This window comes from Gammaproteobacteria bacterium (assembly GCA_015709615.1).
Classification (GTDB): domain Bacteria; phylum Pseudomonadota; class Gammaproteobacteria; order Burkholderiales; family Nitrosomonadaceae; genus Nitrosomonas.
The window spans coordinates 36998-51949 of sequence record CP054179.1 but is presented as its reverse complement, the minus strand read 5'-3'; the positions used below and the strand labels follow the sequence as shown (position 1 = coordinate 51949).

At 52.2% G+C, this 14952-nt stretch carries 10 protein-coding genes; 2 read left to right on the top strand and 8 right to left on the bottom strand.

Translation table 11 applies throughout. The features are described from left to right. Window positions 1-121: 121 nt before the first annotated feature. From HRU77_00240 to HRU77_00230, 3 genes are all read right to left on the bottom strand, one after another. Window positions 122-1939 carry a GGDEF domain-containing protein gene (locus HRU77_00240; protein QOJ22005.1) on the bottom strand — a complete coding sequence of 606 codons (1818 nt, stop codon included), beginning with the start codon at window positions 1937-1939 and terminating at the stop codon, window positions 122-124. A gap of 367 nt (window positions 1940-2306) precedes the next feature. Continuing rightward, entirely contained in the window at window positions 2307-3461 is a 1155-nt protein-coding gene (locus tag HRU77_00235) for a cation transporter (GenBank protein ID QOJ19260.1), read from the bottom strand. 2 nt (window positions 3462-3463) lie between these two features. Continuing rightward, window positions 3464-5902 carry an AAA family ATPase gene (locus HRU77_00230; protein QOJ22004.1) on the bottom strand — a complete coding sequence of 813 codons (2439 nt, stop codon included), beginning with the start codon at window positions 5900-5902 and terminating at the stop codon, window positions 3464-3466. Window positions 5903-6183: 281 nt separating this feature from the next. Here HRU77_00230 and HRU77_00225 point away from each other — a divergent pair, with 281 nt between their 5' ends. Next, window positions 6184-6771, top strand: coding sequence for a hypothetical protein (locus HRU77_00225; protein ID QOJ19259.1), 588 nt, complete (start codon window positions 6184-6186; stop codon window positions 6769-6771). A gap of 211 nt (window positions 6772-6982) precedes the next feature. Then, entirely contained in the window at window positions 6983-10582 is a 3600-nt protein-coding gene (locus HRU77_00220) for a metallophosphoesterase (GenBank protein ID QOJ19258.1), read from the top strand. Between the two features lie 255 nt (window positions 10583-10837). Here HRU77_00220 and umuD read toward each other — a convergent pair whose 3' ends face one another. The 5 genes from umuD to amrB form a co-directional block, all read right to left on the bottom strand. Continuing rightward, the gene (gene umuD / locus HRU77_00215) at window positions 10838-11455 is read right to left on the bottom strand and encodes a translesion error-prone DNA polymerase V autoproteolytic subunit (protein ID QOJ19257.1); all 618 of its coding nucleotides are present in this window, start codon (window positions 11453-11455) and stop codon (window positions 10838-10840) included. 128 nt (window positions 11456-11583) lie between these two features. Further along, window positions 11584-12222: a dienelactone hydrolase family protein gene (locus tag HRU77_00210; protein ID QOJ19256.1), complete on the bottom strand. Its 639-nt coding sequence runs from the start codon at window positions 12220-12222 to the stop codon at window positions 11584-11586. Then, window positions 12219-13316, bottom strand: a complete 1098-nt coding sequence (gene amrS / locus HRU77_00205) for an AmmeMemoRadiSam system radical SAM enzyme (protein ID QOJ19255.1) — start codon at window positions 13314-13316, stop codon at window positions 12219-12221. Before amrS ends, HRU77_00210 begins: the two co-directional genes overlap by 4 nt. After that, window positions 13309-13908: an AmmeMemoRadiSam system protein A gene (gene amrA, locus HRU77_00200; protein QOJ19254.1), complete on the bottom strand. Its 600-nt coding sequence runs from the start codon at window positions 13906-13908 to the stop codon at window positions 13309-13311. Before amrA ends, amrS begins: the two co-directional genes overlap by 8 nt. Next, window positions 13905-14705: an AmmeMemoRadiSam system protein B gene (amrB, locus tag HRU77_00195; protein QOJ19253.1), complete on the bottom strand. Its 801-nt coding sequence runs from the start codon at window positions 14703-14705 to the stop codon at window positions 13905-13907. The genes amrA and amrB overlap by 4 nt, the downstream gene beginning before the upstream one ends. Window positions 14706-14952: the final 247 nt, after the last annotated feature.

Sequence of the window (14952 nt, the reverse complement as noted above, 5' to 3'; positions counted from 1 at the left end):
GTGCATTTATCCGTTTTTTATGCTTTCTGAAGGCGAGCCATACCAGGTGGCAATCGAGGCTTGCGAGTAAGCCATGGAAAAAATCCGGTGGCAATACGAGCATTTACAGCGCAAGCGGCACTCAATCATTTTTTCTATCCGCGACAACAATCTGATTCTTGCCGTTTTTCTTGGCGCTGTACAATGCCGCATCGGCGCGTTTGAAAAGATCTTCTTGTGATTCTCCCGGATGAAATTGCGCTACGCCCCCACTGAACGTAATCAATAACCGGTTATTGTCATGCAGAAAAAACTTCTTGGTCATGTAGCGGCGTATTCTGGATATGGCTCGAGTGGCTTCCTCCAGCGTGGTGTTGGGCAGCAAAATCGCGAATTCCTCACCGCCGTAACGCGACACGATATCTTCCATCCGCACCGTTTCCTTAACAGCAGCGACCAAATGACACAACGCATTATCACCCACATGGTGACCATGCGTGTCGTTTAATTGCTTGAAATTATCGATGTCCAGCAACGCAAAACATAACGGCGTCCGGTTGCGCGCTGCGTACGAAGCTTCACGCTGATAGGCGTTATCGAACCCGCGCCGGTTCAGTATGCCGGTCAGGTGATCTTCATGCACTTTCTCACCCATTTCCTGCAATTGGGTTTCAAGCTGCATGATTTGACTTTGCGCTACTTCAGCTTCTGCGCGCGCAGCGATCAAATCATTACGGTAATTCAATACACTCGTCTGTACTTTTTTGGTTTCCTGCATGATTTCGGCAAGCAACTGATTGATGCCGTCGATATCATCGACCTCAATTGCATTAATTCTTTTTGCGTAACCGTCCAGTTTCTGCTGATATTCGCCAGTCGCATCCGATAATTCTCCCAGATTGGAGATCAGCGAAGTGACCATTTGCCGCATCGTGACTCTGGCTTTACTTAGACTATTCTTTATTACTTCCTGGTGCCGCACGATTTCTTCCAGATATTGTTCCGCCCGGGTGACGATTTGCATATTCAAAGGCCGAGCCAGGGTTTCTCGCAGCCGGGTGAACTGATTCTTAATCCACTGATCTTCCGATAACAGTTCACAGGTACTATCCATCAACAAGTTCAATAACTTCAATAAACCTTGTTGCAATTTGGAGTCGTCTTGGTGCGATAATTTCAATCGCGCGCAGAAATGCTGAAAATGCACAATAAATCGCTCCATTTTCGGCTTATCGTTGATTTCCCGCACCTGCTGCGCCAACGATCGCGCTTCTTGCGCCTGAATTCCATTATTAATTTGATTGGCAATCACGTTTTCCAGCATCTGCGCTACTAAATCCAGGAGCTGAGCGGTATAACCGTCATGCATGGATTCTTGCCTTGCAACCGGCAATGACGTTTTAACCGCATCAGCAGCCTGCTCTTGCACCTTTGCAGCTGCGGCTTTCCACGAATCGATCAGAGCGGATAGCTGATCATGCAGCTGCTCGGAGTCGTTGGCGAACCCGTTCAATACTTGCCGGAAACTTTCCCGTTTTGTTTCCATCACACTTGCGGCTTGGTTGTCTTCCAACTCACGAAATAGCTTTCCGATCGTTTCGCCCCAAGGAATTGCAGTCTTGGTTTTTATTTGAACGGGTATAAGCGGGATTTCCGCGGCTTCGATTTCGCTGGTGATAAATTTAATCAGAGCGGCCTTGTACTTTGACCAACTTTTCTCGCTAACCGCTTGCTCCAGGCTATTGGCGCAATTCAGCAACAGTGGTGTATGGCGGGGAAATTCTTTTGCCAGTTCGGCCAGCAATTTTGCAGTGATGGCTGAAATTTGATTTTCTGGATTACCGGCAATCTGATCGTACAGTTTGTGGTAATTATCCGGTGTCGGCGAAATTTTGAGTATTGCCAGCTGCTTTAATGTTTCACGTGCAATCACGGAAGGATTCAAATTGATATCCTTGATATCCTGATTAGTTGAAGATTCGCGTGGTTTCAATCCCTATTCCCCATTTCCTGTTTTTTTTGTTGAAGTAATATGATTTCACTGCCTCTGACAACCGTACTTCTGTTCTACTCACAACTTCGAATTATTTCATTATGAATTTCATCAACTAATATTATATTTTGGGTGCTTCTGATATTGTTTTCTCTTGCCTTATTTTTGCAGGAACATTCTAAATACAGCGTAGGACAACGATCAAATGCCCCGGATTCTTTAGTGGATAATATTTTTCTACTACTCATTAAAGCTGACATCACTAAAAAATCGGATGTTGATCGCATAGCCGAAATAACGAATGCATTTCCGTCTTGATCAATACCCGAACCGGCTAGACCTTAAATCGAACATGCACAGTATTGATATAAGACAATGCGGAAACCGCTTGCTTGAGTTGCTGCACCAGATGCTTTGCTTCATCGATGCTTTGCAGAATTTCGACCGGCAAATCCAGTTCCACGTCAATCGCACCGGACAAATAGTGCAATGTCACCGCTTCGACTGCGCTCACCGGCAATTGCGGCCAGCATTGTTTAAGCTCGGCGATGATCTGCTCGCGCAAAGGCAAATCATGACATGGCGAACCGCTTTCGTCATTTTCCGGATCGATATGCACCGTCACGTCGGTGACTTCATCCACTTGCTGCAGCAACCGCCGCCGCACGCTATCACCGATCTGATGACCTTCCGATACACTGAGACGGGGATCAACTTGGATATGCACATCGACAAAAGCACTACCGGCGCTTTTCCGTGTCCTGAGCGTATGCACCGAACGCACGCCCGTGACCGCGTGTATATGCTGGCGGATCGCGCTGACTTTGTCGGGATCCAAGGCGACATCGATCAACTCGAGCGTGCTGGAACGCACCAAGCCGGAACCGATTTTGGCGATCATGGCCGCCACTACCACCGCCGCCACCGCATCCCAATACGGATAACCGAACATCACGCCGCTGATACCGATCAACACCACAATCGATGAAAAAGCATCGGAGCGGCTATGCCAGGCGCTGGCCGTCAGCAAATCCGAATGCAACCGCTGCGCGGCGGATATCGTATAGCGGTAAACCCATTCTTTGGAAATCACCGACAGCAACGCGATCAACAACGCCATCGTGGTAAAGTCGAGCGCCACCGCCGGATCGTTCAGCCGCTTGACCGCCTCGTAGGCAATCCCGACCGCAACACTGATCAGCACGATACCGAGACTGACCGTGGCCAGCGTTTCAATCCGCCCGTAACCGTAAGGATGAATTTCATCGGCGCTTTTGTGTGAATGCTTGGCGGCGTACAACACGATAAAACCGGTCAGCAAATCGGACAGCGAATGGATGCCGTCGGCGATCAATGCTTGTGAATTGGCGAACCATCCCGTGATGATTTTAGCGACACCCAATACGAAATCCACCACCGATCCGATCACGGTGACTTTGCGCACTTCCCGGTAGCGCTGCCGGTGAGAGGATTCCGAAAGCAAACTCACGCTTATTTTTCCGCACGGGACGGCAAGCGCCGGTGCTCGGTTTTAGGGTGTTGCGTCAACTGACAGGCACGGCGGAACATCAGCAATGTTTTCTGCGCATGCCCCAGAGCGGTATCGGAAGAATAGCCGGTCATCCGCTCCGGTTCTACGATACCGGATGGCAAACCGGTCAGTAACTCCAATCCTTCCGTCACATGCTCCATCGTATAAATGGCAAACAACCCTTTCTCAACCGCCGCAATAACTTCGTGATCCAGCATCAAGTGCTGGCGGTTTTGATAGGGAATCAGCACACCTTGCTCACCGGTTAAGCCCATTTTTTCGCATAACTTGAAGTATCCTTCGATTTTGTCATTAATACCACCGACCGGCAGCACCTCACCATATTGATTCACCGCACCGGTCACGGCGATGCTCTGATTCAGCGGCAACTCCGCCAGCGCCGACAGCAAAGCGTAAAATTCCGCGCAGGAAGCCGAGTCCCCTTCGATACCCGTGTACTCCTGCTCAAACACAATCGAAGCGCTTAACGCCAGCGGCGCCATATGCGCAAATAGGCCGGTCAGGTAATTTTGCAAGATCAGCATGCCCTTATCATGAATCGGTCCGGACATATCCACCTCACGGGCGATATTGAGTACACCACTCTCACCGGCAAACGTGCGTGCCGTGACCCGCACCGGTGTGCCGAAGCGGTAATCGCCCAAATCGATCTGCGTCAGCGCATTGATCTGCCCTACTGCCGCGCCGTGCAATGCAATGGCTATTTCGCCTTCGATAACAGCTTCCTGCAAGCGCAGATCCGGATAATTATGACGCCAGTTGCGCGCTTGCAATGCGGCCAAGACGTCAGTTACTTCCACGATGCGTCCGTGGCGTGCATGACAAGTTGCGGCGCTCTCCAGCAGCAGCATCTCGGTGCGGGCAAAGATTGCGCTCTGGCGTTTTTGATCTTCCACCTCGCGATGCGATTCCTCCAGCAAACGGGCCACTGCCGCCGCGGAAAAATGCGGCAATTTAGCCGTGTCGCAGGCATGCGCCACAAACACGGCCGAAGCCCGATACGTTGCCGCGCTTGCAGCAAAACTCGCGGCAAAATCCACTTTCACGCGGAAACGGCGCATGAATTCAGGATCGATTTCCTGCAACTCGTAATATCCCTCGCGCGAACCGATCAGAATGATTTTGACATCGACTTCAACCGCTTCGGGTTCAAGAGAAACCGGCGTATTAGAAGCCCAGGCTGAACCGGGTTCTTCGATTTGCAGCCGCTTGCTGCGCAAAAAACGCCGCAACTTGACCCATAATCCGCTGTCGGTCAGTAAATCATCCAGGTGCAGCATCAGAAAACCGCCATGCGCTTTCAACAAGCTGCCGGCGCGAATGCGCATGAAATCGGTCTTCAATTTGCCATTTTCAAACTGGTAATCGATGCTGCCAAACAACGCATAGGTCGACGGATTGTCTTCGATGATAACCGGCGCGCCTTGCAAATCGGCGTTATCCACCGCGAGATTGATCTGATAACGGGAGAACAACCGGTTCAACTCCGCCTGCCGTTTCTCTTCATCGAAAGTATCCGATTCAAACGAAGCGAGGTTATCGAGAATATCCGTTTCCACTTGTTCGAAAAAAGTTTTTAACCGCTCCGTCTGTATCGGCTTCTGCTGCAGCGCCAATATTTTCTGCAACGCGGAATTCAACAACGGCTGTACGGTACGGCGTTGCAGTGCGGTAAGCGCCGCATTTTTTTCTTTTTCCGCGCGTTTAAATTCCTCGAAATAAACCGCGATGGCCTCCCGCAGCGCCTGCTCCGCCTGTTCTATTTCCACCCGGCGCGCCTTCGGCAGTTTCAATAAATTTTCCGCGGTCAAAATTTCACCTTTGTCATCCAGCAAAGTGAACACAATTTGTTCGTCTTCGCGGTGAATCGTGAAGTGCAGCGATTCCGCAAACTTATCCAGCTTTTTGTACGCTTGACTCGTCTCGGTTTTAAATTTTTTCTCGATACGATCGCTCTTGATCTTGAAATCCTGTCCGCTCAGACACTGCGTGATCTCGCCCGGCAGCGATTTTGCCAGATCTTGCAGGGCCAGTCGCAACAAACGCCCCCGCCCGGCGGGCAAATGTAACGCTAGCGGCTTCTCGGGGGTAATGAAATTGTAGAGATAACACAAATCCGGCGGCGCTGCCCGGTCGGCCGCCGCAACCGTCATCGCTTGATGGAGTAACGAAGAACGTCCGGAACCCACTTCTCCCAGCACAAACAAATGATAATCCGGTTGCTGCATGCCAAGACCGAAACGCACCGCGACTTCCGCCCGCTCCTGCCCGATCCACGATAACGGCTGCCGCAGCAGCTCCGAGGTATTGGCAAATCCCAACGAATCCGGGTTGATGGTAACGCGCAAATGTGATGAATCTATTGGTCTGGTCGGCATGTTCGGGTAATGACAATGGCGGCGCTGAAATTGCGCCAAGCGCATATTGTACTCAATTAGACACTACTGCGTAATGAAGCCGCCCATTCCGGTACTGAGATAGACAATGCGTAAAAGAATTCAAGCAGCACTTGTCTTCCGCAGATTCTCGCCCAAAGGCTGCATCACAAAGCAATTGATTGCACAACACCGCTATTTTCATCCTATGTGATTGTGTTATTGTACTTTTAACTTTCAGCATCAAATGTTGTACCGGTATAACAATAACCACAGGAGAAGCCATGGCTGCACATATTGGATTCAAGGAAATCAATGCGTTATCAGTGGCATCATACGAAGAGCTGCGCGCCAAGCTCAAATCCGGCGATCTGCTTTTCGCTTCCGGAGATTATTGGGTTTCCAAAGCCATTCAAAAAGTCACCGATTCACCTTGGAGTCATGTCGGTATCATTTTCAGACTCGACAGCATCGACCGGATACTCCTGCTGGAAAGTGTCGAAGACATGGGCGTCCGGTTCGCACCGCTGTCGAAATACCTGAAAGATTATGAAGACGGCAAACCGTATAAGGGGCGCATCGTGCTGGGACGCTGCCATGACGTCGATCAGGATATCGTCAACGGACTGGCAAAATCCGGCATCGATGAATTGACACGCCCCTACGACAACGATGAAATTGCCAAGATCCTGGCGCGGGTGACGCTTGGCATGGGGAAAAAACGGCGCGACAAGGAATACATTTGCTCGGAACTGGTTTACGAGTGTTTCGCCAGCAGCGGCAGAGTATTTGCTTATGACAATCGTGGCTTTATCAGCCCGGAAAACATCTGGACCGACGAAAAGGTATCGCTCGTCGGGCGGATTTTGTAGGAAAATTTCTGAAAAACTACTGCGCCCGGTCCAGGCATTCCGCCGCAACAGCCGCCCTATCTGATGCCTTCGCAGCTTATACTGCGAAGGCATTTTGTAAATGACCCGCTCTCCAATGGGTTTACGCGTAAAAAACTGAAGAAATGCCTTACACCGGAACTGCGCAAATCACTGACGAAAAAATTTGAATCATAGAGAACAAGAAAAACTAATGACCCAAAAGAAAACTGAACCGTTACAGCAATCGGGCGAGCGGGCAGCGGAAAGCCCGCACCCAGCCTTGAAGCTGCGTCATACGCTGCGCGGGCATAAGCACAAAATTTACAAGATAGCCTTGTCACCCAACGGGCACACCCTAGCATCAACATCGATGGATTCAACCGTCCGGCTTTGGGATGTGGAGAGTGGGCGAGATTTGCAGAAGTTCGAGCATCAAGCAGAAATTGTTTGCGTTGGCTGGTCGCCAGATAGCAAAACACTGGCAGTGGGTGATGGATTTACCGATAAGAAAGTGTATTTATGGGATCCTGAAACCGGGCAACAGCTTCGGATTCTGAAAGGGCATAACGACATGATCAATGGCGTTGCTTGGTCATCGAACGGGAAAACGCTAGCATCCTGTTCCGATGATAAAACAATCCGGCTATGGGATGCAGCGAGTGGATTGGTGTTGCTAGATCTCAAAGGACATTCAAACAGAGTCGAAGTAGTCGTTTGGTCGCCTGACGGCAGACGACTCTGCTCTTGTTCCGCAGATGATACTATCAAGCTGTGGGATGCAGGCACCGGCAAGGTAGTTAATACGCTCAAAGGACACAAAGATACTCCGTATAGCGTAGCTTGGTCACTTGATGGTGTAAACATCGCGTCGGGTTCCTTTGATCGGACCATTCGCATCTGGGATGTCGAAACGGGACAAGAGCAATATGTACTGGAAGGACACACGGACTCGGTAATTTATGTTTCGTTCTTTGACAGCGGCCGCTTGCTGGCATCGCTGGATTTCAGCGGTATGATGGTTTTCTGGCGAACAGATACTTGGGCTGAGGTGCTGCGCGTGAACAGGATCGGTGCGGTTAACATCTTCTCTAACCTTGCTTTTCATCCCACACTGCCAGTAATGGCTGTACCCGGTACTTCCCGCGGAGAAATCAATATCTGGAACCTCGATCTGATCTTGCTGCGTGGAGCGGAATTAACCACATCTTCCGTGTTCTACGTGAATGCTAAAGCCATCCTACTGGGCGAAAGCGGCGTGGGCAAATCAGGGCTCGGCATTCGCATCGCCGAGAAAGAATTCCGTGAGACAAAATCGACACACGGCGCGCAATTCTGGCACTTCCCTACCGCGCGGTTGCCGGCATTGCCGCCCAATGTGCAGGCCGAGTTGACGTTGTGGGATCTGGCCGGTCAGCCGGAATACCGCCTGACGCACCAATTGTTTCTGGATGACACAGATGCAGCGCTGTTGTTGTTCGACGGTTCCGATGCGAGCGATCCGTTTCGCGGCGTGCCTTACTGGGCTAAAGCACTGAAAAAACATGCCCCCAATGCCCGCAAATTCCTGATCTCCGCCCGCTGCGACGTCAGTGCAGTAACGGTGCACGATCGAGAAATCAATCAGATGCTTACAGCATACGGGCTGGACAAGTATTTCAAGACCAGCGCCAACACTGGCGAAGGCGTAGAACAAGTGTTCCACCATCTGATGAGCGAGATCCCATGGGACAAACTGCCACGCACCAGCACACCGCAATTGTTCCAAACGGTGCGCGAATTCTTGCTGGAATGTAAGCAAACCGGCACGGACTTGATCTGCATGGAAGAAGTGCGGCAAGCAGCGACGACGCGTTTCACCGGTCGAACCGCCACACAAGCGGAGCTGGACACCATCGTGCAGTTATTGCAAAGCCGGGGGCTGGTGCACCGGCTAGAGCCTAAACCGGGTACAGTGTGGGTGTTGCTCAAACCGGAGCGGATCAACCAGTATGGCGCTTCGATCATCCAAGCGGCCCGGAACCATCCGCAGGGTATCGGTGCCGTACCGGAACGGGACGTGCTGACCGGCAATATCACGTTCACCGGCTTCGACCGCCTGCCGCATGGCGATGAGCCGCTGGTGCTGGAAGCCACGGCGGAATTGCTGATCCGCCACGATCTGGCTTTCCGCGAAATGGGCAATCTGGTGTTCCCCAGCCAGATCAACGTTACCCGTCAGGCACCGGACGAGACACATCCGCGCACCGAAGTGGCCTACCGCTTCTCAGGCAGCATCGAAACGATCTACGCTTCGCTGGTGGTGCGGCTGAGTTATACGGACTATTTCCGGCGCGAGGACCAATGGAAATACGCGGTCGAGTTTTCGTGTGACGGCAACCGGCTCGGCTTTTCCATGCGGCAGATCGAAGAAGGTACGGGCGAATTGGAAATTTATTTTCAGCCCGGCGTCAGCGATTTTGACCGCGTGACGTTCATCCGCTTTGTCACCGATCACCTGCGCACCAAGGGCATCGACATTCAGGAGCAGATCCGGCTTTATTGCCCCAACTGCACCAAAGAGGTTACCAACCGCGCAGCCATTGAGACGCGCATCCGCGACGGTAAGCTGGATATTCCTTGCCAATTCTGTGACACGGCCGTCGTGATCCCTAAGAGTGTGGAAGAAATCTACCGGCGCGACCCGGCGCTCGGTCAGAAACAACAACAACTGAACCAAGCCGTCAAGCAGCGTACCAAGGCGGAGGTGAAGCAATTCCAAGCCGATCAGCAACAATACACGGCAACAGCAGATCACCTGATTCACATTTTGCACCTGTCCGACCTTCATATCGAAGACGGTACATTCGCGGATGTTTACCGTAACCAGCTGGAAACCGATCTGATCCAGGAACACGGTATCCGGCGACTGGAATACCTGATCATCTCCGGCGATATCGCCAACCGCTCGACCGAGGAGGAATACAATGCGGCCTTTGCGATGGTGGATGGATTGGTGAAGCGCTTCGGATTGGATGCCAGCCGCGTCGTAGTGGTGCCGGGTAATCATGATGTAAATTGGGAAATGTCCAAGAAGGCATATCCATTTGTATTTAAGGATGACCTGCCGTCACCGCTATCTACGGAAATACACATTCCAGCCGGGGATGCTGGTGCTTTAGTCCGCAACGATGAATTGTACCGCCAGCGATTCGCGCATTTTAATACCCACTTCTACCGCCGCATCTACAGCGGACAGGATTATCCGCCGGAGTATGCCGATCAAGCGCTGTTGGTCGAACGCCCGGAAGACCGGATTTTGTTTTTGGGACTCAACTCCTGCTGGCAACTGGACCACCATTTCCGCAACCGTGTGGGCATTCACATGCCAGCCGTCGCCAAAGCTCTAGATAAGTTAAACGATGGCTGCTACGACGGCTGGCTCAAAATGGCTGTGTGGCATCATCCGGTCACCGGTAAAGACGCAATGAACGATGCGTTCTTGGAGCAATTGACTGTACATGGATTCCAAATCGCCATGCATGGCCATATTCACGAAGCCAAGCAAGGTTTTTACCACTACGACGATCAGCGCGGCATCCGCATCATCGGCGCCGGCACATTCGGCGCACCCGCCAAGGAACAAGTCACCGGCATCCCGCTGCAATACAATCTGCTGACCTTCGATCCGCGCATCGGTGAAATGACCGTCAACACACGGAAGAAGGAAAAGCCTGAAGGCGCTTGGTCAGCCGATGCGCGTTGGGGTGATAAGCAGAAGGATCCGAAGGCGGATTATTGTTTCGAGGTGCCAAACTTCAAAGTGCAAGATTGACGGAAGACCGGGAGATGGGCGGTCACTATCGAGTTGTGCCGTGAATTCCCCGATCACCGGTAATCATCACTTTAGTAGTGCCGCTCAAGCGCCAAATGAAAGGCGGGGGTTCACTTGCAGATCGATCAATGTATTCCAGATCCTGCTTCGCTGCCGTTTTCTAGCGGATCGAACCAATTTCAATGATGCGGCCCTTTACCGGTATTGCTCCGGCTGTTTCCAAATCGAGCAGCACATAAACCGGCAGCAGTGTGCTCATTTGAACCGGCGGAATGAACCGGTCACGACTCCAAAAATCTCAAACTGCGTATCCGGACGGATGTGAATGGGCCGGTAAGTGCCGGAAGAGTTGGCGGGCAGCAGCCGCGGCATCTTGTTTGCGCCATAGTCGAGGATTTTGATAGTAAATTCCTGATCCACCACGGCCAGGACAATATCACCGATATTCGCTGTTCTAGAGCGATCCACAACCACTTTATCGCCCGGCAGCAAGCCGACATCGATCATGGATTCCCCCCGGATCGTGACGAAGAACGTCGATGCCGCGTGATCGATCAGGAATTCGCTGACATCAAGCTGTTTTTCGACATGATCATCCGCCGGACTGGGAAAACCGGCCGCGACTTTGGTAGAAAAAAGCGGCAGCAGCGTGGGTTGCTCGTTGATCGCCGGGGTGAAAAATTCATCCACTTCAGCTTCAATCACTGTATTCTCGCTGTTATCTTCTGCTTTTTTGCGTTGCAAAGCTTCCAGAAAGCTCCTAACTGTGGCCGTCTGACTCTGTGGTATGCGCATGACTTCCGTGGGTTCGCCAAACTTACCCTGACCCCGCGGCCTACCCGCATTTTCCCGTTTTCCACCTCGATTGGACATGATTGCTGTATCTCCATTAGATATATGTTACTTTATTCAAACACATTTAATGTGATACTGTCAAATAAACAAGGAAGTTTCAGAATCTAATCGCGAAAATTTATTTGCTTGAGCAAAAAACCTGATTTCTACATCGAGTTACGCAGATACTGCAAAAACCAGTCAGCCGCAAGCTGCGCAGCCTGTTCCAGGGTACCCGGTTCTTCGAACAGGTGCGTCGCGCCCGGCACCAGACTCAGTTGCTTCTTACATTTCAGCATGACGTAAGCTTGTTCGTTCAATTCGATCACGCCGTAATCCGCGCCGCCGACGATCAGCAGCACCGGGGTAGTCACTTGGCCTAACGCGTTTTCTCCCGCCAGATCGGGACGCCCGCCGCGCGATACCACGGCAGCTACTGCATCTTGCATTTCAGCGGCCGCTTGCAGCGCTGCGGCGGCACCGGTGCTGGCGCCGAAATAGCCGGTCTTTAGTGATTTTGTTGCGGGATTCGCCTGCAGCCAGGCCGTTGCCGCGAGCAAGCGTTGCGTCAGCAGATCGATATCGAAGCGCCGGGCATAATCCTGATCTTCGTCGCGCGTCAGCAAATCGAACAGCAATGTGCCGATACCTTGCTGTTGCAGCACTTTCGCGACATAGGTGTTACGCGGACTGAAACGGCTGCTGCCGCTGCCGTGTGCAAACAATACAACACCTGCTGCCGCTGACGGCACTACCAATTCGCCGCCGAGCTCAATACCGTCAACCGGAATTTTTACTGTTGTCATGCTGCCGCTCCAATTCTGACCGGAATCCGCTGCCTGCCGAATTGACCGGTGAATGATTCAAAACGCCCCGCGATCGGAGTATTGCAGTGTTCACAACGGCCGTCTGCGGTCACGTGATACTGCTTGATTTCATACCAATCGCGCACGATGACGGCACTGCCGCAACCGGGGCAAACCGTGGTGTCGCCTTCGATGTTATGCACATTACCGGTGTACACATAATGCAATCCGGCATCTAACGCGACCTTGCGTGCTTGAATCAATGTTTCCGGCGGCGTGGGCGGCAGTTCGTTCAGTTTGTAATCGGGATGGAAAGCACTGAAGTGCAGCGGCACGTCCGGACCCAATTCCTTCATGATCCAGTGGCTCATGGCGGTAATTTCCTCACTGGAATCGTTCAAACCCGGAATCAGCAGCGTGGTCAATTCGAGCCACACATCGGTTTCATGTTTCAAGTAGCACAACGTATCCAGCACCGGCTGCAAGTGCGATCCGGTTTGCTTGACGTAAAACGCTTCAGTGAAGGCTTTCAGATCCACATTGGCAGCATCCATTTTGGCGAAAAAATCGCGCCGTGGCTCGGCGTGAATATACCCGGCGGTGACCGCAACCGTCTTGATACCCCTGGCATGGCAAGCATCCGCCACATCCATCGCGTATTCGGCAAAAATGACCGGATCGTTGTACGTGAATGCAACGCTTTTGCAATGATATTTTTCCGCGCAACGGGCTATCGCTTCCGGGCTGGCCTGATCGAGCAGTTTGTCGAAGCTGCGTGACTTGGAAATATCCCAATTCTGGCAAAATTTGCACGCCAGATTACAACCGGCAGTGCCGAACGACAACACACTGCTACCGGGGTAAAACTGGTTCAATGGTTTTTTCTCGATCGGATCGATGCAAAAACCGGACGAACGCCCATAAGTCGTCAACACCATCGCATCGCCCGCCCGTCCGCGCACAAAGCACGCGCCGCGCTGTCCTTCGTGCAATTTACAATCGCGCGGACACAAATCGCATTGAATACGTCCGTCGTCCAGCCGATGCCAATATTTGGCCGGAAATCGTTCTGCAGAACTAATCGGTTCATCCATGCACCACCTCCTGAACGTAATCCATTTCCCGCCATTTGCTGACGGTATAACGCGATAACCTGACCCCTTCGTCCCAGAAGTCCTCCGGCAAACGCGCTTTGGATTTCAATTTGGCAAGAAACTGTGACGGCTGCGGCAGATTTTCCCAAACTTGCGGCAAGAAAGTACTGCGATACGGTCCGTATTCGAATACCACGCCATCGATAGCCGGGCGCAGTTGCGCCAGGGCATCGGTTTCGCTGGCAAATCGGAGCGGTTGCAATTCGGAAAGCAGCGAAACTTCCACACTCACCGACTCCAATTCATCCGCCATCAGCGGCATAAAACGCGGATCGCGCAGCGCGGCCGACACGGCATTGTTGCTCACATCGTCGATCAGCGGATCGCACGCTTGCAGGGAACCGATACAACCGCGCAATTCGCCGTATTGCGTCAGTGTGACGAAAGTTGCACCAGGCCGGGACAACCACACCCTATGACCATCGTCCATCCGCATAACCTCATACGATACCCGCAAAGCCCGGCAAATCGCATTGCGCGCGATGTGCAGCAATATTTTGCCTTGCTCGTTTTTTTCAATCGCATCCGTCATTTCCCCCCCTCCTCGTCATTAAAGGCAATCGCCGCATAACCCACCACCTGATCGCGCGGCCCCGCGGTATCTCCGGAATTTCTCAAATCCAGCAAATGCGGCGTCAGATGATGTTGCTGCGCCGCGATGATCAAACCGCTGACAGCTACGCTGCCACACGCATGATCGTGCGCGATTGGCTGCCGCAGTTGCAATATCGCTTGCACGGTTTCATTGTCCATGCGTTGCGCGGCGGCATACGGCAAGTAATGCGACAGATCAGAACTGATCACGATCAGAGTTTCCTCTCCACCCCACAACCGTTCCAGCACATCGGCCACATCGTTGGCCGTCGCCCAACCGACCGCCAGCGGCAGCAAAGTAAAATCACCCAGTACACTTTGCAAAAAAGGCAATTGCACTTCCAGAGAATGCTCCAAAGCATGCGCTTCCCTGCTGACAGTCACTTGCGGCAAATGCGCAATCGCCGTGGCGAGCTGCTGATCCAGCTTCACGCTACCCAGCGGTGTTTCGAACACATCCACCCCCGGTAAAGCCAAACCGTGCACCGCCACGCGATGCGCCGGACCGAGCAATACCACGCGCCGGATGGCAGCCGCGACGGAACTTAAGCTGGCGTATGCCGACGCCGCAATTGCCCCCGAATAGATATAGCCGGCATGCGGCGCGATCAGCGCTTTGGGTTTGAAATGATGCAGCCGTGCCGTGGCGAGCAGATGCTTTACCTCCTGCCTAAGCTGCCGGGCATCGGCGGGATAAAATAGTCCTGCCACTGCAGGTGAACGGATTGCATTCATAGCGTTTTTTCTTCCTCTCTGCACGGTTAATTTAACCATAAGACAGAAAATTGGAAAAAAGATTGCAATCGCGGATATATCCGTTTTCTAATCGCGAAGAGAATTACAGTGTTGCTTCACAGGGTTAAGAAAGCCCTGAAAAACAGCTAAGGAAACGCTGATTAATTGGCTATACGAGCGAATCACTTCGTTGCGCGGTACTCGCATCCGCGCCTATCTTATTGATATGCCTCGGTTGCTGCGTTCC